Origin of the sequence: Pantoea sp. ICBG 985 (assembly GCF_002928365.1) — a bacterium.
In the GTDB taxonomy this organism is placed as follows: Bacteria; Pseudomonadota; Gammaproteobacteria; order Enterobacterales; family Enterobacteriaceae; genus Pantoea; species Pantoea dispersa.
In genome coordinates this window covers 529,375-551,036 of record NZ_POWM01000003.1, presented here as the reverse complement: position 1 = coordinate 551,036, position 21,662 = coordinate 529,375, and the positions used below count along the sequence as shown (strand labels likewise).

Here is a 21,662-nt window from a genome sequence, read left to right as displayed (position 1 = left end):
AGGGAGCGTTGGGTTATGGGGTGAACAAGTATGTCTGCTGCTGAATATGCGCTGGATTAAGTGCCATGCCCATGCCGGGTCCCTGCGGTACCGGGATTAACCCGTTTTGCGGCACCAGCGGATCGCGCAGGAAGTACTGATGAATATCGTTCCATTTCACCAGATACTCCTGATAAGGCGTGTGGATCGGCGATTGCGTGGTGCTGAAATGGGCCGTTGCGATGCTGGAATGACCGTGCGGGATTACCTGCAAATCGTACAGGGTGGCGATAGCGGCAATTTTTAGCGTTTCTGAAAGGCCACCGCACCAGTAGATATCAGGCTGAATAACATCCAGCGCCCCGGAATCAAAGAAGCGTTTGAAGCCCCAGCGCGTGTACTCATGTTCGCCTCCCGCCATCGGGATGGACAGTTTGTCTTTGAGTCGTTGCATACTGCCGATTCTGTCGGCCATTACGCACTCTTCCAGCCAGCGCGGGCGATACGGCTCGATGCCCTTTGCCAGTTCAAGCAGATACGTCACATCCATCGACTGCCAGCAATCAAACATCAGATCGTAATCATCCCCCACGGCTTCGCGCAGCGTTTTTGCCAGTTCAATGTTTTTCTTCAGCCCTTCCCTGCCGCTCATCGGGCCGTGGCGGAAAAACCATTTTTGTCCGCGATATCCCAGCGCCTTATACTCCAGCGCCCGCTCGTGCACCCGCGCCATATCCTGCACCGCAAAACCCAGCATCGATGCGTACGCCGGTATTTCTTCCTGTAGCGAACCGCCCAGCAGGCGAAAGACCGGTTGCTGCATCCATTTGGCACGCAAATCCCACAAGGCACAATCCACCGCGCTGATCGCCAGCATGCCATCGCCCTGACGCCCATGAATCTGCGCCCGGTACATCTGATCCCACAAACGCTCGGTGTCGCGCGGATCCTGACCCAGCAACAACGGTCGCAGCTGGCCATGAATGATTGATGCAACGGCATGCGGCACCGGCCCTGCCAGCCCGTCCACGCCCTCATCAGAAACGATCTCAAGAAACACGGTGGTAATGGCAAAACCATCTTCCAGCTGAACGCCACCGTCATGATTATTCACAGTACGAAACTGCGCATAGACATCGGTGGGACGCGCGAGACGCTCCTCCCAGAAATCGCCCTCTCCCGGCATCACGCCTTTCACCTGAAGTAACCGGACATCAATAATCTTCATACTACTGCCCCTCACGTTGTTCATTGCTGGCCTGGTAAGCCGGTAAACGCTGACGACGGAAGATGATGCTCAGGGTAATGATCGAGAGCATCGCCATCGCCGCCAGCCAGTAAAATCCGCCGTTATAACTGCCGCTGCGGTCGCGTATCACGCCGATGACCCACGGATTCACCACACTGGCAATACTGCCCAGCGCATTGATCAGGGCGAGGCCGCCCGCCACCACGGATGCCGGGATAAACTGCGCGGGCAATCCCCAGAACACCGGCATCGCGCCGAAAAAGCCAAATGCCGAACAGCACAAAAACATCATTTTCACCAGCGAGTTATCGAACCACGCGACGCATAACAGCCCGACAAAGGAGAAGATCAGCGCCAGATAATTGGCCAGCAGCCGTGACCCGGGACGATCGGCTATACGTCCCAGCACCAGCATGCCGGCCAGACCAAATACGTAAGGGATGATGGTGATGAACCCGGTCTGAACATGACTTAAGCCGGTTTCGCTGATGATCAGCGGCAGGAAGGTGCTCACTGCGCCGTTGAGGTTCGCCAGTCCGTAATAGGTGAGGCTGAACAACAACACCAGCGGGCTGAAAAGCGCTTTCAGCAGACCGCCGTGGCCGCGCGAAGGCAGTTTTTGCCGCTCAGCAGCCAGTGTTGTCACCAGCCAGTGCTGCTCATCTGCGCTGAGGAAGCGGGCATCTTTCGGCCGATCGGGCAACGCAAAGGGGACGATCAATCCCAGCACAATCGCCGGAATGGCCTCCAGCAGAAACATCAGCTGCCAGCCGCGCAGCCCCAGCCATCCGTGCAGTTCTAACAACAGGCTGGAAACCGGTGTGCCGATAATCAGCGCAATCGGAATGCCGGTCATAAACGAGGCGATAATGCGTCCGCGCCACGCCACCGGAAACCACAGGGTGAGATAAAACACGATGCCGGGGAAGAAACCGGCTTCAGCGGCACCCAGCAGCGCGCGCATCACATAGAGGCTGTTTTCACTCCACACAAACATATGCGCACCGGAGATGATGCCCCAGGTCACCATAATGCGGGCGATCCACCAGCGCGCGCCCACCCTTTCCATCAGCAGATTGGAGGGCAGTTCGAGGATGGCGTAAGGCAGGAAAAACAGACCGGCGGCGAGGCCAAAACTGGCGGCGCTGATGCCGAGATCGGCATTCATGGTGAGGGCGGCCACGCCGATATTGGCGCGATCGATCACCGCAATCACGTAGCAGCCAATCAGGAGCGGAATCAGTCGCCACGACAGTTTACGGATCACCCGCTTTTCAATTTCAGTATCTGTACTTTGCATGGTCTTTCCCGGTGTTGGTGACATGGATAAAAAATGCACTTGTATACAAGTTCTGTTGTATACATCCGCTGAACACTCTTCAATGGGCTGAGTACGGAAATGAGATATGAAACGTTTCAGCGTGAAGCCGCTGGTAAACGTTTATAAGAGGGGCGAGCCGGGCGATGATGAGCTAAAAACGTGGTGATTAATCGAAGTGAACAGAGTGCGCTGGCACACTCCGGGCAGGGTTATTTTATGCGAAGCCATTGTATAAACGCGCGCATGGCAGGTGACATGGCTTTACCCGCTATCCAGCAAAGTGAATAACCCGGGAATTCCATCTCCCAGGGTTGCAGAAGGCGACAAAGCTTGCCGGAGGCCAGCAATGCACTGACCCGTTCCGCCGTTAACTGGGCAATACCTGCGCCAGCAATAGCGGCCTGCCGCTGCCTTTCGCGATCGTCTACCACCAGATTTCCGTGCACGGGAATATCAAAAATTTTCCCCTCATTTAAGAACTGCCAGGGCTCTACCCTGCTACTTCCCGGCCAGCGCCAGCCGATGCAATTGTGATTGATCAGATCTTCCGGGACTTCAACCGCACCATGCTTTGCCAGATATGCTGGCGCAGCGACCACAATCTGATGGAGCGGCTTGCCTAATGGAATAGCAACAAATCCCGGTTCCAGCACCTCGCCTAAGCGCAGTGATAAATCATAGCCGCCGCGGCTCAGATCGACCGGCGCATCGCTGGTTGTGATATCCAACTGCACGTTGGGATAATCAGTAAGAAACCCGGCAATATTGTGATCAATAAACATTTCAGCACCCGATCGAAAAGCATGAACGCGAATCAGCCCCTTAATATCCTGGCTTCTGGCGTGTGCCTGCTGCAGGGTCTCATGCAGGTTATTCATAATGGGTGCAGTCTGAAGAAACAGGGACTTGCCATCATCGGTAAGATATACCGCCCGGGTGGTCCGGTTCAGCAAACGTTGCCCGAGTTGTGCTTCCAGCGCGGTGATTTGCTGACTGACGGCTGACGCAGATACCCCTAATATTTCCGCAGCGGCTCTGAAATTCAGTTGCTGAGCAACCACGACGAAAGCCCGTAAAGCCAGATACTCCGCGCTGTTAATCATTATTGATGTCCTTTATTAATTGCCACTTAACACACCATTAAGATACAGGAACTTCACGCCTGTAAGTATCTCGTTATAATCACTCAAATCATAATTAATAAATAATATCAGGAGCACTTTATGCTGCAGGAAAACCTTGAATTAGCCCAGAGATTACAAATTATCGAAGACAAACTGGCTATTTATGAATTGATTGCGTCACATCCTCCCAGCGCAGATACTGCAATGGCGGAATATACATTATCGGTTTATCTGGAGAAGAGTGAATTCAATCGCGGCCCTCATCTTGATGGCGCGGAGGGTGCAGAGGCGATAGCCGCCTTTATTTCGCGGCCTGAGCATGAGGAAGCACTGGCTAGCGGATTAGCGCATTTTACCGGATTACCCTTGATTGATCTGCGCGAAGACAGCGCGGTAGTCACCTCTTATTTACAGTTAATTTATCTGGATGATAAAGGCGAATCACGCATGCTGGCCAATCACGGCAGCTCTCCTGGGTATCGCATACATCGCGTTGTAGTGAATCGCTGGGAGTTGAAACGCATTGCGGATCAATGGAAAATTCATCGCAGGACGTTGATTCCGGTGGACGGTAGCGGTTTATCACGCGCATTGCTTTCCCAGGGGCTGAAAGATGTATTCAGCCGGCAATCACGATAATTAATGCGACAAGACAGTCATTGAGCCAGACCACGATATGCAGCTAAGTCATCAATGACAATACGCTACGAGACTGGCGGCGCAGGTTGGTGTCCAGCATGGCAACGGTCTGGCTATTCCTTTCAGCCAAATCCTTTGATGATGTACTTGCCTGTAACCTGTGAAATTTATCAAAGCCGACATTCTTATCCTGTAGCAATGCAGCATATTTCCCTATAAATCATCGCCTCACCAAAGAATATCATGTGCAGAATGCTATTAGCTTTAAGCATCAGCATAATGGGTTATTTCAGCCGCTGCGCCTTTTGACAGTCTCATACTCTAACGCTACGCTTAATTGCAAGGATATATGTCGCAAACTTGCGTAAAGATAAAATATTTCCTAAGGTGACCGCCTTTCAGCCTCTTATAGCTTTCATTTCCCTTTGTGAAGTGCCGGCTGCGAAAGCTATAAGATCGCTCCAATTTTACTCATGGGGAGTTTATGAGCACCGGAACGATGACCAATAAACCTGATTTGACCGTTGACGATATTACCGTCATTGACAACAAATTATTGAAACGCGCCGTCAGCGCAGCAGCGCTGGGTAATACCATGGAGTGGTTTGATTTCGGCGTTTATAGTTACCTTGCCGTGATTATCGGCCAGGTATTTTTCCCGGACGCCAGTAATACCGCGCAGCTTATTGCGTCGTTTGGTACTTTTGCGGCCGCGTTTTTAGTGCGCCCGATTGGCGGCATGGTATTTGGTCCACTCGGCGATCGCTTTGGCCGGCAGAAAGTGCTGGCCTTTACCATGATTATGATGTCGATTGGCACCTTCTGTATTGGCCTGATTCCCAGCTATGCCAGTATCGGTATTGCCGCGCCGATCCTGCTGTTGCTGGCGCGTCTGGTGCAGGGCTTTTCCACCGGCGGTGAATATGGCGGTGCCGCCACCTTTATTGCGGAATACTCCACCGACAAACGCCGCGGTTTTATGGGCAGCTTCCTGGAGTTTGGTACGCTGGCCGGTTATCTGCTGGGCGCCAGCCTGGTGACCGGTATGATTGCGCTGCTGCCGCATCAGGCGATGATGGACTGGGGCTGGCGCATTCCGTTCTTCCTGGCCGCGCCGCTGGGGCTGTTTGGCCTGTATATCCGCCTGAAGCTGGAAGAGACACCCGCGTTTAAAGAGCACATGGATAAGCGTGAAGAGGCCGAACATAACAAGCCGCAGCTCACGCTGTGGCAAATGCTGCGCACGCAGAGCAAGCCGCTATTGAAGTGTATTGGCCTGGTGCTGCTGTTTAACGTGTCTAATTATATGCTGACCGCCTACATGCCAAGTTATTTAACCGGCATTCTGGGGCTGAGCGAAATATCCGGTCTGCTGCTGGTAATGGTGGTGATGTTTATCATGATGCCGCTGACCTTAATGTGGGGCCATTTTACCGACCGCATCGGCCGTAAACCGGTGATTGGTTTCGGCGCGCTGGGATTATTAGTGCTGGCGATCCCGGCGTTCATGCTGATTGGTTCTGGCAACATGCTATGGGTATTTGCCGGTCTGGCCGTGCTGGGCCTCTTGCATACCTGCTTTAGCGGCACCATGCCAGCGACATTACCGGCACTGTTTGTCACCGACATTCGTTACAGTGCGCTGGCTATCGGCTTTAATTTGTCAGTCTCGCTGTTCGGTGGCACCACACCGTTAATTACCGCATGGCTGGTCGACACCACGCACAACACCATGATGCCAGCGTATTACATGATGGGTGCCGGCGTGATTGGTTTGTTAACAGTATTAACGCTGAGTGAGACAGCACGTAAGCCACTGAAAGGTTCATCCCCTGCGGTGGCGACCAAAGCCGAAGCGCATAAACTGATTGATAAACTGCGTAAACAGCGCAGCCGTAAAAAACAGCAGCCAGCATAATCCTCGCTGATATTCACATCAGGTGCGCTCAATGCGCACCTTTTTTGTGCCCTGCGTCAGACTTATAACTCAGATAATCGCCCCGGGCTGCGGTAGACTGCCCCTCTCTGACTGTTTTTTACTCATTAAGGGATAATGATGTCATCTGCCGTGGCTCCCGCCGTTAATCAAAAACGCGTACTGATTGCCGGATCCGTCGGCAATTTTATCGAGTGGTATGAATTCGCCGTATACGGTTTCATGGCCACGCTAATCGCTAAACATTTCTTCCAGCTGGAAGGAGAAAGCGCCCTCACCAGCCTGATCCTCACCTATGCGGCCTTTGCGGTGGCGTTCTTTTTTCGCCCGTTAGGGGCGGTGCTGTTTGGCCGCCTGGGCGATCGCTATGGCCGTAAACCGGTGCTGATCGCGGTGCTGGTATTGATGACGCTGGCCACCGTCGCCATCGGTCTGGTCCCGGTTTATGCCAGCATTGGCGTGGCTGCGCCGCTGCTGATTACACTGCTACGCATTTTACAGGGACTGTTTGCCGGCGGAGAATACGGCGGCGCGGTCTCGCTGATGACCGAATCGGCGCCGCCCGGCAAGCGCGGATTTTATGGCGCGTGGCAGTCGCTGACGGTGGCGCTCGGACTGCTGGCGGGCGCGGGCGTGGTGGCAGTACTGCCGCTGCTGTTGGGAGACGCCGCCATGAACGCCTGGGGCTGGCGCATTCCCTTCCTGCTGGCGCTGCCGCTCGGCGCAGTGGCGCTGTGGCTGCGCAGCGGACTCGACGAATCACCGCAGTTCCGCCAGACACCGGCGGCACCACAACAGCAGGCATCGCTGGGTGTCACGCTGCGCGCTATCGGGCTGGGCATTGGGCGGTTAATGGTATGGTCGGCCGCCGGTTATACCTACCTGGTGATCATGCCTACCTATCTGCAGGCCGCGCTGCACACCGGCTTCAACCAGGCGCTGCTGATTGCGGTGATCTCGAACCTCGGCTTTGCCGCCACCATCCTGCCGGCCGGCATACTCAGCGATCGCTATGGCCGCCGCACATTAATGCTGCTGGCGACGTTTTTGCTGCTAGTGCTGGCTTTCCCGCTGCTGAAAGTGCTGCAGCATCCGGAGAGCGGTATGGCGATCAAAGCGCTGGTGGTGTTTATCGCCGGTGCGCTGGTGGGCATGCTGGCCGGACCGGGACCGGCGATGCTGGCCGAGATGTTCCCGACCCGCGTGCGTTACACCGGGCTGGGGCTGGCCTATTCGCTCTCCAACGCGCTGTTTTCCGGCTGCGCAGGTCTGATCATTACCGGCCTGATGAAGCAAACCGGCAATGCCGACATTCCCGCCTGGTATGTGATGGCCACCGCCGTAGTGAGTTTTATCGCGCTGCTTTCGCTCAATAAGGACGATCACCGCAGACCCCTTTGAGAAAAGCGTTTGTGCAGGTAAGCACCTATCATTGGTCGCCATCAATGGCGACCCTACAGGGGCCGAAAGATTTTTTTTACAGGAGTGATGAATACATAGGCATATATATGTCTAAAATAACATAGAAAATAAATCAAGACATGCCTGATATTTTATCCAGCTCAAAAACAGTGCCATTATAAATAACAAAACCCCGGCACATCAGTGTACCGGGGATAACCAACACTACCAGTTAAATTTATTACTATCTTCCCACTCTTTGACTTCTTTCTCTGCCTGATCTTTACCGTAGCCGTAGCGCTCCTGTATGCGGCCGACTAATTGATCGCGTTTCCCTTCGGCTACGTCTAAATCGTCATCTGTAAGCTGGCCCCATTTCTCTTTCACTTTTCCTTTGAACTGCTTCCAGTTTCCGCTGATACGATCTTCGTTCATCAGTGTTCTCCTCATTTAGGTGACAGTGCCGCCTGGCATTATTTCGCGCAGCGGTTAACTACGCAGAGATAAGCGTAGCCTATGACTGAGATTAAAAGGTGCTTAAGCGAACAAATCGGAAAATTTACGTAACGGTACTGTTTAAAGCGCAGCGGGAATTAAATCTGAAAATATAGGCTATGATTTTTCAGGGTACTCAGTGATTTATCTGCGTACCCGTTTGCTACCAGGGCATTTAGTCTTTTGTATTCAGAGAGTAAATGGTTTTAAGGAACGCGAATCGCTTGATGTCGTCCATTCCCCGTGCGGGGCTTAACGAGGCAATAGAATGGAATCCACAACGTTGGAAAAATCCTGGGGTGCTGAAATCCTTGCTGACGGCAGCGTGCGGTTTCGCCTTTGGGCACCCGGTCAGCAGCAAATTACCCTTCACGCCGATGGTCAGCAGCATGCCATGCAGCCGCAGCAGGATGGCTGGTTCAGCCTGACGCTGCGCGGGCCTGGTCACGGCAGCGCATATCACTACGAGCTGGCCGATGGCAGCACGGTGCCCGATCCGGCCGCGCGGGCACAACGCGCCGATGTCAACGGCCCTTCTCTGGTTATCGACCCTCACCATTACGACTGGCAGCAGCGTGACTGGCAGGGACGGCCGTGGCACGAAACGGTGGTCTACGAGCTGCACATCGGCACCTTCACCGCCGAAGGCACCTTCCGCGCGGCTATCGCAAAACTCCCCGCGCTGGCTGACCTCGGTATCACCATGATCGAAGTGCTGCCGGTATCGCAGTTTGGCGGCGCGCGCGGCTGGGGCTATGACGGCGTTCTGCTGTATGCGCCGCACTCGGCGTATGGCTCACCGGATGATTTCAAAGCCTTTGTCGATGCCGCGCACGCATTGGGACTGTCGGTGGTGCTGGATATTGTGCTCAACCACTTTGGTCCGGAAGGCAATTACCTGCCGCTACTGGCGCCGGCCTTTTTCCACGAAGAGCGCATGACGCCGTGGGGCGCCGGGATTGCTTACGATGTCGATGCCGCGCGGCGTTATATCGTCGAAGCGCCGCTCTACTGGCTGAAGGAGTTTAACCTCGACGGCCTGCGCTTCGATGCCATCGACCAGATTGAGGACACGTCCAGCAAGCATGTGCTGATTGAGATTGCCGAACGCATTCGCAGCGAAATCCACTCTCGCCCGATCCATCTCACCACCGAAGACAGCCGCAACGTGATCTTCCTGCATCCGCGCGATGCGGACGGTAACGCGCCACTGTTCAGCGGTGAATGGAACGACGATTTTCATAATGCCATTCATGTCTTTGCCACCGGCGAGACGCACGCGTATTACCAGGATTTCGCCGACGTACCGGAGAAATTAATCACGCGCATTCTCACCGAGGGCTTTGCTTATCAGGGCGAGCTGTCGCCACAGAGCGGCCAGCGGCGCGGCGTACCCAGCGCAGGCCAGCCGCCGGTGGCGTTTGTCGACTTCATCCAGAACCACGATCAGGTGGGCAATCGCGCCCAGGGCGAACGCCTGATTAGCCTGGCCGGTACCGATCGCAGCAAAGTGCTGCTCGCCACCCTGCTGTTGTCACCGCATATTCCGCTGCTGTTTATGGGCGAAGAGTACGGTGAAACCAACCCGTTCCTGTTCTTTACCGATTTCCACGGCGATCTTGCGAAAGCGGTGCGCGAAGGACGTGCGCGCGAATTTACCGGTCACGCCGGTCATGACGATACGGTACCGGATCCCAATGCTGAAGAGACCTTCACGCGTTCGAAACTGGACTGGAGCAAAGTGGAAAATCCCGCAGGACAGGCGTGGCTGACGCTTACGCGCCAGCTGCTGGCGTTGCGCCAGCAGCACATCGTGCCGCTGCTGGCGGATGCCCGCAGGCATAACGGCCAGGTGCTGCGCACCGCACCAGGCTTTGTCGCCATCAGCTGGCAGTTCCCGCAGGGCCAGCTGTCGCTGGCGCTGAATATTGGACAGCAGAGCCAGCCGCTGCCCGCTATGCCCGGCGAGACGCTCTTTGCGTGGCCACAGGAAAGCGGCGAGCTGCCGCAGCACTCCCTCATCGTGCGTCTGGCAAAAGGAGCAGCGCAATGAGCATTCCAACCGCGACTTACCGTATCCAGTTCCGTAACGGCATGACGTTTGACCGCGCGGCGCAGCTGGTGCCCTATCTGCAGCAGCTGGGTATCAGCCATCTTTACGCCTCGCCGATCTTTACCGCCACCCGCGACTCGACGCACGGCTATGACGTCACCGACGCCAATGAGATTGACCCGGCAATTGGCGGACGCGCCGGTTTTGACCGCCTCAGCGCGGCGCTGCAGCAGGCCGGGATTGGCCTGATCCTCGATATTGTGCCTAACCACATGGCGGCGTCGCTGGAAAATGCCTGGTGGCGCGATGTGATTGAACACGGGGAAGCCAGCCGCTACGCGCGCTACTTTGATATCGACTGGTCACGCAGGCTGACGCTGCCGTTCCTTGGCGATGATTTTGACCGCGTGCTGGCCAATGATGAACTCAGCATCAAGGCCGATCCGCACAGCGGCAATCCGGCGCTGGTCTATTACGACAGTTACTACCCGCTGACGCCCGCCAGCTGGCAGCAGCGTAAAGACGAGGTGCTGGCGCTGCGCGATCGCGCGGCCATCGCGGAACTGCATGCGCAACAGCCGTGGCAGCTAATGAACTGGCGTGAGGCGCGCAGCGCGCTCTCCTACCGCCGCTTCTTTGAAATTACCGGGCTGGTCGGCGTGCGCGTCGAAGATGAAGAGGTGTTCGCGGCTTCGCATCGCCTGATTCTTGAACTGGTACACAGCGGTGTGGTGAGCGGGCTGCGCGTCGATCACGTTGACGGGCTGGCCGATCCGCTCGGCTATCTGCAACAGCTGCGTCAGGCCGCGGGCGACGCGTGTTATATCACGGTGGAGAAGATTCTCGCTGACGGTGAGCAACTGCCCGCCGACTGGCCGGTGTCCGGCACCACCGGTTACGAGTTTATCGCCGCGCTGTCGCATGCGCTGATTGATGATAATCAGATCGATATGCTGCATCTGGCCTATGAAGCGGTATCCGCTGAACGTAACGACGTGGCGGCTGGCCTGCGTGCGGCACGTGAACTGATGGTCGATCGTAACTTTGCCGGGGAATTCAGCCGCCTGCTGGCGCTGGCTACCGAGGCAGCCGATCTGGTGCATCGCAACTTCAGTGAGGCTGAGCTGCACGTGGCGCTGCGCGAGCTGCTGATCGCCTTCCCGGTGTATCGCACCTACGGCCGGAAAGCCGGTATGCCGCTGGAAGGCGAAGCGTTGCTATTACAGGTGCTGGAGCAGGTTAAACACAGCGCCTCGCCTGCGGCGCTGAGCTTTTTGCAGGCATTACTGCTGGGGGCGATCACTGAACAGGGCGAGCAGGATGCGGCGGAATTCCGCGCCCGCTTCCAGCAGCTGACCGGCCCGCTGATGGCGAAATCGGTCGAAGACACGCTGTTTTTCCGCAATCACGTGGCGCTGGCGATCAACGAAGTGGGTGCCGAACCGCTGCCGCATGCGTTTTCGCTTGAACGCTTTCACCACGAAATGCAAACCCGCCTGCAGCACCAGCCGGATGGGCTGTCGGGTACCTCCACGCACGATACCAAACGCGGCGAGGATGCACGCGCGCGGCTGTATACCCTGAGTGAAGCGCCGGCGCTGTGGGCGGAGAATGTGACGCGCTGGCGCCAGATGAATCAGCCGCACGTGGTCGCGCTGGCGGATGGACCGGCGCCCGAACCGCCGGTTGAGTGGATGCTGTACCAGGCGCTGGCCGGCGTCTGGCCCACCACGCTGCAGCCGGAGGACACGGCGGCATTGGACGCGCTGCGCGATCGCTTTTTGCCGTTTGTGGAAAAAGCCCTGCGCGAAGCGAAGTTACGCACCGACTGGGCGGACAGCAATGAAGCTTATGAAAATGCCGTGCTGGAGTACGCCCGCCAGCTGCTGTCACCCACCAATCCGGCGTTTCTGCAGGACTTCAGCCACGCACTGCAGCCGTTCATCCGGGCCGGACTGGTTAACAGCCTGAGCCAGACGGTGATCAAACTGACCGCGCCGGGCGTGCCGGATATCTATCAGGGCTGCGAAGCGCTGGATTTCAGCCTGGTCGATCCGGATAACCGACGCGAGCCGGATTTCGCTCAGCTGACGGCGCAGCTGGATATCCACGCCGCGCCGGACTTCGCCAGCCAGCAGGACTGGCTGAGCGGCCGCCTGAAGCAGCAGATGGTAGCGCGCCTGCTGCATCTGCGCCGCGACCATGCGCAGTTGTTCCGCTTTGGTGATTATCAACCGCTCAGTGCATCGGGCGAACATGCGGAAAAAGTGATCGCCTTTGCCCGTCAGGACAGCGACTACGCGCTGCTGGTGATTACGCCACGGCTGATTTTCAATGGTGCACAGTGGAGTCATACCCGACTGGCACTGCCGGAATCGCTGGCGCATCGCCACTATCGCAATGTGCTGACCGGCGAGACCGTAGTGATTAATGACGATGTTACGCTGGACAATGTGAGCTATAGCGCGCCGCTGGTGCTGATTAGCCAGTAGTGTCCCCGATAAACCTGTTGTTTTACATGACTATCTATTCACTGGATGGAGAGGATTGAATGTCTAACGGTAAACCTTTAGAAATCACCGCTGGATCGGGGCACCAGCTCGGCGCCAACTTTGATGGGGACGGCGTAAATTTTGCGCTGTTTTCAGCACACGCGGAACGGGTCGAACTCTGTCTGTACGATGAGAGCGGTCAGCATGAAATTGCCCGCTTCGATCTGCCGGAATATACCCACGAAATCTGGCACGGCTACGTGCCCGGGCTGAAACCCGGCGCGCTGTATGGTTATCGCGTTCACGGACCGTTCGATCCGGAAAACGGTCACCGTTTTAACCCGAGCAAATTACTGATTGATCCCTACGCCCGCGAGTTGCAGGGCAACATCGACTGGAATGAAGCGCACTTCGCTTACGATTTACTGCACGAAGATAAAGATCTGACGCTGGATACCCGTGACAGCGCGCCGTTTACTCCCAAGTGCCGGGTGATTGACACTAATGAGTTTGACTGGCAGGACCATAACCGGCCCAGCATTCCGTGGTCCAGTACGGTGATTTATGAAACCCACGTCAAAGGTTTCACCCAGCTTAATCCGGCGATTCCGGCAGAGATGCGCGGCACCTATGACGGCATGAGCCACAAATCCACCGTCGACTACATCAAAAGCCTCGGCGTGACGTCAGTGGAATTGCTGCCGGTACACTGGTTCCCGGACGATCAGCATCTGCTGGATCGCGGACTGAAAAACTTCTGGGGCTATAACTCGCTGGCCTTTTTCGCGCCTGCCAGCCGCTATTTTGGCCCGCGCGGTATTCAGGGCTTTCGCGACATGGTGCGCGCTTTCCACGATGCCGGCATCGAAGTGATTCTCGACGTGGTGTATAACCACACCGCGGAAGGCAACGAACTGGGGCCGACGCTGTCGTTCAAAGGGATTGATAACTTCTCCTACTACCGCACGCTGCCGGATCAGCACCGTTATTACATCAACGATACCGGCACTGGCAACACGGTGAATACCTCCCATCCGCGCGTGCTGCAGCTGGTGACGGATTCGCTGCGCTACTGGGCAGAATCGATGCATATCGACGGTTTTCGCTTCGACCTCGGCACCATTCTCGGCCGCGAGCCGGAAGGGTTCGATCAGCGTGGCGGCTTCTTTGATGCCATGACGCAGGATCCGGTGTTGTCAAAGCTGAAGCTGATCGGCGAACCCTGGGACATCGGCCCTGGTGGCTACCAGGTGGGTGGTTTCCCGCCCGGCTGGGCTGAGTGGAACGACAAATATCGCGACACGGTGCGTGAGTACTGGAAAGGCGACAACGTTTCAACCGACTTTGCCGCGCGCCTGCTTGGTTCCGGCGATCTGTACGATCAACGCGGCCGCCGCCCGTGGGCCAGCGTCAATTTCATCACCGCGCACGATGGCTTTACGCTGAATGATCTGGTCTCGTACAACGACAAGCACAACGATGCCAACGGGGAAGATAACAACGACGGCCACAACGATAACCGTTCATACAACTACGGTGCCGAAGGCCCCACCGACGACGAAGGCATCAACGCGGTACGCGAGCGGCAGAAGCGTAACTTCCTCGCCACGCTGTTTTTCTCTCACGGCACACCGATGCTGCTGGCGGGCGATGAGTTTGGCCGCAGCCAGATGGGCAACAACAACGGCTATTGTCAGGATAGCGAGATTTCCTGGCTGCACTGGGAAGATCTGCCGGCTTCCGCTGATGCGTTACGCGATTTCACCCGTCAAATCATTGCACTGCGCGCACAGCAGCCGCTGCTGCGACGTGAAAGCTGGCGCGACGGCATGGAGATTAAATGGTTTAACGCCGGCGGCGGTTTCCAGCAGGCGGAACAGTGGGATGAGGGCTCGACGCTCGGCGTGTACATCGGGCGTCCGGACCTGCAAACCGAAGAGGGTATCTGGCACGATGTGCTGATGCTGTTCAATCCGTTTGAAGGCAATGTGCCGTTCCGCATCCCGCAGTTTGGTGAAGGCGGCTGGGTGCTGGAGCTGACCACCTCCGACAGCGCCAGTAAGGGATTGGTAATTACCAAAGAGAAGGATTTCGAGCTGGAGGGCCGCAGCCTGGCGCTATTCCGCCGGCCGTGAGTGGAACGCAAGGTGCCGGTTTCCAGGTGCGCATGAATGCGCACCCTACAGAAACAACGGGACATGCACTCCCGGTTTCCAGGTGCGCATGAATGCGCACCCTACGGAAATAACGGGACATGCACTCCCGGTATCCAGGTGCGCATGAATGCGCACCCTACGGAAATAACGGGACATGCACCGTAGGGTCGCCGTTCACGGCGACCGGCTCCACTGTTAACCCGCCAGACTCTTCTGCTACCCGGCACTAAAATTTCATTAACTAAAAACCACAATCTGCCGATGTTCTTTAATCTGCACTTGTACCCGCCGCGTCAGGCGTCGGGGTGCGTTTAGATTAAGGATAATAAGATGAACATCTCCCAACGATTGTTACTGACCTTTACCATGCTGTTTGGCGCCATCATTCTGCAAGCCGTGCTCGCCATCTCACTGCTTTCCGGCTTCCAGGAGCGCTTTGAATATGTGCAAACCAATGCCATCCCTTCGATCAAAGACCTCAACACGTTAATTGATCGCAGCAATCAGCTGGCGCTGACGCTGTACAAACACCAGACCCAGTTGCAGGACAGCAACATGCCCGCCGTCGAAGCGGACATTGATAAACAGATCGGCGGCCTGAAATCGCTCACCGATTACTACCTGACTCACAACCTCTCCAGTGACGAAGATAAGCGCCTGACCGAGCTGGCCTTTGCCAATATTCAGCGCGTGAGCGAGCGGCTGCCGGCGTTTCTCACTGCCTCGCGCGCGCATCAGAACGCCATCAGCCTTGATCTGATCGAGGGGCAGAACGGCATTGGTGCCGCCATTCGCCAGCTGGTCACCAATTACCAGCAGCAGCTGATGCTGAATATTTCTATCGGCGATGAGTTACGCGCCACCAACCTCAGCACCTTCCATGAAGTGCTGTGGACCACCATTACCGGCGTGATAGCCACAGTGATTATTTTTGGCCTGTTCGCCCTGTTCACCGTGCTGCGCATTCGTCGCAGTCTGTCCGATGTCGGCAAAGTTATGATGCGCGCCAGTGAAAATCTCGACCTGACGCTCAGCGCCGACGAAAGCCGTCGCGATGAGGTGGGCACCATGGCGCACTCTTTCAATCAGCTGATGCGCAGCGTGGCCGGTTCGCTGAGTGCCGTGCGCAGCGCGTCACATTCGGTGGGCAGCGCATCGGTGCAGATCGCCGCCGGTAACGAAGACCTCTCTGCGCGTACCGAGCAGCAGGCTGCTTCGCTGGAGCAGACCGCGGCCAGCATGACTGAACTGAGTGAAACCGTACGTCAGACCGCCGATAACACGCGCCAGGCCAGCCAGCTGGCGGCTAACGCCAGTGCGCTGTCGGAAAAAAGTGGTACCTCGCTCAGCACCATGCTCTCGACCATGGATGATATTCGTGGCAGCTCGCGCAAGGTCACGGACATTGTTTCGATGATCGAAGGTATCGCTTTCCAGACCAATATTCTGGCGCTCAACGCGGCAGTCGAAGCGGCACGCGCCGGTGAGCACGGCAAGGGCTTTGCGGTGGTGGCGGGTGAAGTACGCAGCCTGTCGCAGCGCTCAACCTCGGCCGCACGCGAAATTAAGGGACTGATTGAAGAGTCGCATCGACTGACCGAAGCCGGGGCCGCCCAGGCCAGCGACGTCAGCAGCAATATGCAGGTAATGAATGACGCTATCCATCAGGTCAGCGAACTGATGAGCGAAATCGCCGCGGCCGCGGTTGAGCAGAGTCAGGGCATCAGCCAGGTGCAGCAGGCGGTGAATCAGATGGATGATGTGACGCAGCAGAACGCCGCGCTGGTGGAACAGGCCTCAGCCGCGTCGCAATCGCTGCAGGAACAGGCCCAGACGCTCAACCAGCTGGTGACCCGCTTCGTGCTGGCGGAATCCGGCGCAACGCCGGTCATCAAGCCGGCGCCGGCGAGCCATAAAGCGCCACAGCCGGGACGCCTGGCACTGGCCAGCGATGCCGACTGGCAGAGTTTCTGATCCCGTTGCCCTCCGCGTCGTCGCGCGGAGGGGCTTTCTCCCACTGACGAATTCCCCCGGCGCGCGGGCGCGAGCGACATTGCCTCAACGAGCGCCAGCAAAACTGCTATTCTGTGAACCATGCTAACGGTCGTCAGCAACGAAAGCGTTTCACCTCCGCATGCCCGCCGCTCCCTAAAGGAATCTTATGCACCCTCAGCAACAGACACGCGGTAAATGGGCCATCTTTGGCCTGATGTTTATTCCTGGCTTTACCTGGGCTTCCTGGGTTAGCCGCACCCCCTTTATGCGCGATGTGCTGCACGCCTCGACGGAAATGATGGGCCTGATTCTGTTTGGCTTCTCCTGTGGCTCCATGCTGGGCGTGCTGCTGGCCGGTAAGCTGGTCGCGCACTTTGGCACCAGCCGGGTGATGCGCTCGGGTTACCTGATCCTGCTCGGTGGCCTGGTGCTGATGACCGTCGCGTTAACGCTCGCCAGTAGCGGGCTGGTGTTTACCAGTCTGGTGTTGCTGGGCGGCGGAACCGCGCTGATGGATGTGGTGGTCAATGTCGAAGGGGCAGCGTTTGAGCGGCGCATCGGCAAGTCAATCATGACAATCATTCACGGCTTCTTCAGTTTCGGCACGCTGATCGGCGCACTGGCGGGTCTGGCCATGACCGCAGCCGATATCAGCACCCACTGGCACTTTAGCGTGGTGCTGCTGGTAAACCTGCTGATTGCCGCCCTGGCGCTGCGCCATCTGCCCGCCACCAGCGACAGCGAACGCAGTGAACAGCCGCATCACGGCGGCTTTCTGGCCCAGGTAGGACGTGAACTGCGTGACCGCCAGCTGCTGGTGCTCGGCGTGGTGATTCTGGCGATGGCGCTGGCGGAAGGCTCAGCTAACGACTGGCTGCCGTTACTGATGATCGACGGTCATAACCTCAATCATACCCAAAGCACGCTGGTCTACGCGGGCTTCACCGCTGGCATGACGCTGGGGCGCTTTCTCGGTGGGCTGGTGGTTGATCGTCTGGGTCGTGTCTGGGTACTGCGCGCCAGCGCTTTCTCCGCCGCGCTGGGGCTGACGATGGTGATTTTCTCCGATAACCCATGGCTGGCGGCGGCGGCCGTGCTGTTCTGGGGCGTCGGCGCGTCGCTCGGCTTCCCGCTAACGGTCTCGGCGGCGGGCGATGGTCATAACAGCGCGGTGCGCGTCACGATTGCCGCCACGCTGGGCTATCTGGCGTTTCTGGTCGGCCCGCCCGGACTGGGCTTTATCGGCGAACATGCCGGATTGCGCATGGCGATGCTGCCGGTACTGATCATGGTATTGCTGGCGCTGGTGTGCGCAGGTGCGGCTGGCCGCCCGCGTCAGGCAAAAACACCGGCGGAACAATAAATCTCAGGGCACGCGCCAGCTGCCCTGCCATCCCGCCGCAGTGGCCTCGAATCGCGCGCGCTGATGGGGCTCGCGGCTGACATCCAGCCACTCCACGCTATGCAAGGTGATCTGCACCAGCGCGAAGTGCTCGTCGGATCCGGTGCCCGCTTTTTGCGCGCTGGCAGGCAGTGCGTCATCAGGATGAGTAATCACGCTACCCGGCCTGACCGGTGACTGAAACAACGCGTGTGAATGCGGGCGCAATGCATGCCAGGCTGCGGCACGCTGTTGTGCATCGTCAACGCGCTGAGCCGTGCCCGCCAGCCTGAGCTGAACGCGCCTGGCGGCATCATAAGCCAGTAACGCCACCTGCGGCTGGGCTGCAATATCCTGCATTTTGGCGCTGCGCCGATCGGCGGTAAAACGCAGGGCCGGCAGCGCGGGCAAAAACTGCCGTATCACCACGGTGCGCAGGCTGGGCTGGCCGTCAGCGGTCACCGTTGCCAGCTGCATCAGGGTGAAAGCCGAACGCGATGTGGTGGCTGTGCTAAGCAGCTGCCAGATGGCTTGCAGGCGGTCGTCGAGCGAGATCATGATTCCCTTCCTTAGCGGGCGTGAAGCGGATTGCTGCCCGCACGTTTCAGCGCCGACAGCGCCAGCGCGCTGAGCAGTAACCCAATGACGATCAGCAGCGCGTAGCTTAGCCACTGCAGCAGCAGAATGCCCAGCACGCCGCCAGCGAGAAACGCCAGCACGGTGTAGCAATGCAGTTTTAGCCGCTCAATGTACAGCGGCGCGTCTTTTGGTGACTCTTTGCGACGCAGCACGTCGAACAGCATCGCCAGCTCAATGCCGATATCGGTTGACGTGCCGGAAACGTGCGTCGTGCGCACGCGGGCATTGGAGATGCGCGTTACCACCGCATTTTGCAGGCCCATCAGAAAGCTCAGGCTGAGAATCAGTAACACGCCGCCCTCGCTGAAATGAAAGCCGCTTTCGACAATCCCCAGTACCAGCAACGCTATGCCCTCCAGCAGAATATTGATGGCGTAGATGCCGCGTATCTGCCGCCTGCGGCCGGAATTGATGATCAGCGTGGAAACCGACGAACCGGCGATGAATAACAGCACAATCAGCAGGAAGAACAGCCCGATATGCAGATTGGCTTTCGCCAGATGATCGGACAGGGATGAGACGTTACCGGTCATGTTGGCGGAGAAGAAACCAACCGTTTCGAACGCCGCAGTGTTCAGTGCGCCCGCCACGGCGGCCAGCGTCGCCGCCAGGCGGATGTCGGTGTTGAAAGTGCGCGTATCCTCAGTGGAGATCAGCATGAAAAGGTCCCGGCCCGGCAAAAGGTTTATCATCCTCCGGCAGTCAAAAATTCTCAACTAGCAGGGCTGAACATTAACGCGGTTCGCTGTCGATCAGTGCACGCCGGGCCAGGCGTTTGGGCAGGATTTGACCCTGTCACCGATAAGCCGGATAATTTGGAAACGATTCATTCTAAATAGCCCGCATTATGACCAGTAAACCCAATCCGGCGCCGGTTGCCAGAGAGCGCGGCAGACCGCGCAATTTTGATATCGACGAAGCGCTCGACAGCGCCATGATCGTGTTTCGCCAGAAGGGTTTTCATGCGGCCTCGATTGCCGATTTAGGTGAAGCGATGAACCTGACGGCGGGCAGTATTTATAAAGCGTTTCAGGATAAACGTTCCCTGTTTCTGCGGGTGTTTGAGCGCTACATCCTGCTGCGCAACATGGACCTGCGCGCCCGTTTGCAACAGTACCCGACCGGCCGGGCGCGCATTGCTGAGCTGTTGCAGTTTTATCTCGACTCAGCCAGCGAGATCGAGGGCAGACGCGGCTGCCTGGTGGTTGGCAGTACCGTGGAACTGCAAACGCTGGACGAAGAGTTATCCCAGCTGGTACGTGAAGCGGTACTGCGCAACCGCAACTTCCTGACTTCACTGGTTGAACAGGGACAAGAGGACGGATCGATTTCGCCACGACTGGATGCCGACACCGCTGCCGGACTGCTGCTTTGCGTGGCATTTGGTATGCGCGTGGTAGGCAAAATTCAGGATGTGACTAATGGCAAAGAAACCATTAATATGGTGCTCAGCATTCTGGACTGATTCGTCCGGCCTATTAGGAAATAGGCGTTTCCTAATTAATATTCGCCGCGATAACTTTTTAAACCCTGGAATCGCGCGCTTAATAATATTTATCAGTCAGTAACATATTACTTAGATTTATGTTTATTTGTTCCGGGGGTTGAGTGAAGCACGATGAATTAGAAGATGCCGATGAGATCTATCTTTTATTGGGCAAAGTCGTCACACAGATTGTACAACCGGGTGAAACCTTATCTGTTCAGCAAATAATTGGCGCGCTGTATCGCACGGGCTTGCGCTCGGAGAATCCGGCCATCCAGCAGGCCTGCGATAATGCGATCAGGCTGCTGGCCAAAAAGCTGAATTAACGCACTGCTATCAGGGTAATGATGATGCGATACGATCCTTTTCATACTAATTCTGAAGATGCATTACCATGGACTGGTGGATCGCTGCAGGCAAAGCAGCATGAGTTACTTGGCACGCTGGTGCAGGAAATTTTGTGTAGCGGCAAGTTGCTGAACCGAAAAACCCTGTTTGTCGCGCTAATAGCACGTCTCGACCAGTGCGACGATGTGATATTAAAAACGCATTACGATGCTATTTTTTCTCTGCTGCTTGGTCGCCTGGCCGCTGAGTAATATCGCAACGCTAGCCTGCCTTCCCAATATACGCGGCGAAACACATTAGCCGCGCCTGGTAATTTCCTCCTCATCAATTGCACGCTAAACCGCATTAATTGTGCAAAGAAAGCGAGTCAGGTCAGACCAGAATCCGGATTTTGTTCTACGCTTATAGCTGGACTTCAGACCAATCAGGGAAATTACTATGAAGAAACTGACTGTAGCGGCTGTGTTATTGACATCGATTTTTGCCATCGCCGGCTGTTCATCGAATCAGGCGATTAAAACCACCGACGGACGCACTATCGTCACCGATGGTAAGCCACAGGTGGATAGTGATACTGGCCTGGTCTCTTATAAAGATGCGCAAACCGGTAAAACAGAACAGATTAACCGTGACCAGATCACCAATATGAGTGAACTGAACAACTGATCTACTCGATAGGGAGAGCGACATGAAAAAAGTGATTTTGTTACCACTGGCAGCCATTGTGGCACTGAGCGCCCTGACCGGCTGTACCCGTACCAGCTACGCCATTCATACCAATGATGGCCGTACCATTGTCAGCGATGGTAAACCGCAGGAAGCGGAAAGCGGACTGCTGGGCTACGTTGATGCCAATGGTGTCAAACAGCAGATCAACAAAGCGGATGTCAAAGAGGTCTCTGAGATTCCGCATTAATCGGTTCTTATCAAGCCCGCGCAGCGGGCTTTTTTGTGCCAGAATTTTGTGA

At 56.6% G+C, this 21,662-nt stretch carries 19 protein-coding genes; 13 read left to right on the top strand and 6 right to left on the bottom strand.

From position 1 onward, the window contains the following. Nucleotides 1-13 precede the first annotated feature (13 nt). The 3 genes from C1Y42_RS12040 to C1Y42_RS12030 all read right to left on the bottom strand — a co-directional run bounded on the left by C1Y42_RS12040 (nucleotide 14) and on the right by C1Y42_RS12030 (nucleotide 3,652). Nucleotides 14-1,207 (bottom strand): enolase C-terminal domain-like protein, encoded by a 1,194-nt coding sequence (locus C1Y42_RS12040; RefSeq protein WP_058775105.1) that lies wholly within the window; start codon nucleotides 1,205-1,207, stop codon nucleotides 14-16. Between the two features lies 1 nt (nucleotide 1,208). Then, nucleotides 1,209-2,528 (bottom strand): MFS transporter, encoded by a 1,320-nt coding sequence (locus tag C1Y42_RS12035; RefSeq protein WP_058775106.1) that lies wholly within the window; start codon nucleotides 2,526-2,528, stop codon nucleotides 1,209-1,211. Between the two features lie 230 nt (nucleotides 2,529-2,758). After that, entirely contained in the window at nucleotides 2,759-3,652 is an 894-nt protein-coding gene (locus tag C1Y42_RS12030) for a LysR family transcriptional regulator (RefSeq protein ID WP_104093547.1), read from the bottom strand. Nucleotides 3,653-3,772: 120 nt separating this feature from the next. Between C1Y42_RS12030 and C1Y42_RS12025 the strand changes: the two genes are divergently transcribed. The 3 genes from C1Y42_RS12025 (at nucleotide 3,773) to C1Y42_RS12015 (ending at nucleotide 7,649) form a co-directional block, all read left to right on the top strand. Continuing rightward, nucleotides 3,773-4,312 (top strand): nuclear transport factor 2 family protein, encoded by a 540-nt coding sequence (locus C1Y42_RS12025; RefSeq protein WP_104093546.1) that lies wholly within the window; start codon nucleotides 3,773-3,775, stop codon nucleotides 4,310-4,312. A 484-nt stretch (nucleotides 4,313-4,796) separates the two neighbouring features. Continuing rightward, the gene (gene proP, locus C1Y42_RS12020) at nucleotides 4,797-6,230 is read left to right on the top strand and encodes a glycine betaine/L-proline transporter ProP (RefSeq protein WP_031280122.1); all 1,434 of its coding nucleotides are present in this window, start codon (nucleotides 4,797-4,799) and stop codon (nucleotides 6,228-6,230) included. A 135-nt stretch (nucleotides 6,231-6,365) separates the two neighbouring features. Next, a complete protein-coding gene (locus C1Y42_RS12015) occupies nucleotides 6,366-7,649 on the top strand; it encodes an MFS transporter (protein WP_104093545.1) in 1,284 nt (427 codons plus the stop codon). 225 nt (nucleotides 7,650-7,874) lie between these two features. Here C1Y42_RS12015 and C1Y42_RS12010 read toward each other — a convergent pair whose 3' ends face one another. Next, on the bottom strand, nucleotides 7,875-8,084 hold the full coding sequence (locus C1Y42_RS12010; RefSeq protein ID WP_021509571.1) for a CsbD family protein: 210 nt from the start codon (nucleotides 8,082-8,084) through the stop codon (nucleotides 7,875-7,877). A gap of 328 nt (nucleotides 8,085-8,412) precedes the next feature. Between C1Y42_RS12010 and treZ the strand changes: the two genes are divergently transcribed. The 5 genes from treZ to C1Y42_RS11985 all read left to right on the top strand — a co-directional run bounded on the left by treZ (nucleotide 8,413) and on the right by C1Y42_RS11985 (nucleotide 18,203). Further along, on the top strand, nucleotides 8,413-10,197 hold the full coding sequence (gene treZ, locus C1Y42_RS12005) for a malto-oligosyltrehalose trehalohydrolase (protein ID WP_104093544.1): 1,785 nt from the start codon (nucleotides 8,413-8,415) through the stop codon (nucleotides 10,195-10,197). Continuing rightward, complete coding sequence (gene treY / locus C1Y42_RS12000) at nucleotides 10,194-12,689, top strand: malto-oligosyltrehalose synthase (RefSeq protein ID WP_104093543.1); 2,496 nt, start codon at nucleotides 10,194-10,196, stop codon at nucleotides 12,687-12,689. The genes treZ and treY overlap by 4 nt, the downstream gene beginning before the upstream one ends. 59 nt (nucleotides 12,690-12,748) lie before the next feature. Beyond that, a complete protein-coding gene (glgX, locus tag C1Y42_RS11995) occupies nucleotides 12,749-14,824 on the top strand; it encodes a glycogen debranching protein GlgX (protein WP_104093542.1) in 2,076 nt (691 codons plus the stop codon). A gap of 351 nt (nucleotides 14,825-15,175) precedes the next feature. After that, nucleotides 15,176-16,819 (top strand): methyl-accepting chemotaxis protein, encoded by a 1,644-nt coding sequence (locus C1Y42_RS11990; RefSeq protein ID WP_104093541.1) that lies wholly within the window; start codon nucleotides 15,176-15,178, stop codon nucleotides 16,817-16,819. 187 nt (nucleotides 16,820-17,006) lie between these two features. After that, a complete protein-coding gene (locus C1Y42_RS11985; protein WP_104093540.1) occupies nucleotides 17,007-18,203 on the top strand; it encodes an MFS transporter in 1,197 nt (398 codons plus the stop codon). A 3-nt stretch (nucleotides 18,204-18,206) separates the two neighbouring features. On the opposite strand, the gene C1Y42_RS11980 is transcribed toward C1Y42_RS11985, so the two are convergent. After that, nucleotides 18,207-18,779: a pyridoxamine 5'-phosphate oxidase family protein gene (locus C1Y42_RS11980; RefSeq protein WP_104093539.1), complete on the bottom strand. Its 573-nt coding sequence runs from the start codon at nucleotides 18,777-18,779 to the stop codon at nucleotides 18,207-18,209. 11 nt (nucleotides 18,780-18,790) lie between these two features. Next, the gene (locus tag C1Y42_RS11975; protein WP_010615793.1) at nucleotides 18,791-19,519 is read right to left on the bottom strand and encodes a YoaK family protein; all 729 of its coding nucleotides are present in this window, start codon (nucleotides 19,517-19,519) and stop codon (nucleotides 18,791-18,793) included. 188 nt (nucleotides 19,520-19,707) lie between these two features. Here C1Y42_RS11975 and C1Y42_RS11970 point away from each other — a divergent pair, with 188 nt between their 5' ends. From C1Y42_RS11970 to C1Y42_RS11950, 5 genes are all read left to right on the top strand, one after another. Further along, complete coding sequence (locus tag C1Y42_RS11970; protein WP_104093538.1) at nucleotides 19,708-20,325, top strand: TetR/AcrR family transcriptional regulator; 618 nt, start codon at nucleotides 19,708-19,710, stop codon at nucleotides 20,323-20,325. Between the two features lie 143 nt (nucleotides 20,326-20,468). Beyond that, the gene (locus tag C1Y42_RS11965; protein WP_021508701.1) at nucleotides 20,469-20,672 is read left to right on the top strand and encodes a hypothetical protein; all 204 of its coding nucleotides are present in this window, start codon (nucleotides 20,469-20,471) and stop codon (nucleotides 20,670-20,672) included. Nucleotides 20,673-20,690: 18 nt separating this feature from the next. Next, nucleotides 20,691-20,945, top strand: a complete 255-nt coding sequence (locus C1Y42_RS11960; protein ID WP_146068796.1) for a biofilm development regulator YmgB/AriR family protein — start codon at nucleotides 20,691-20,693, stop codon at nucleotides 20,943-20,945. A gap of 187 nt (nucleotides 20,946-21,132) precedes the next feature. Further along, nucleotides 21,133-21,360, top strand: coding sequence for a YgdI/YgdR family lipoprotein (locus tag C1Y42_RS11955; RefSeq protein WP_021508703.1), 228 nt, complete (start codon nucleotides 21,133-21,135; stop codon nucleotides 21,358-21,360). Nucleotides 21,361-21,382: 22 nt separating this feature from the next. Further along, nucleotides 21,383-21,610, top strand: coding sequence for a YgdI/YgdR family lipoprotein (locus C1Y42_RS11950; RefSeq protein ID WP_021508704.1), 228 nt, complete (start codon nucleotides 21,383-21,385; stop codon nucleotides 21,608-21,610). Nucleotides 21,611-21,662 lie beyond the last annotated feature (52 nt).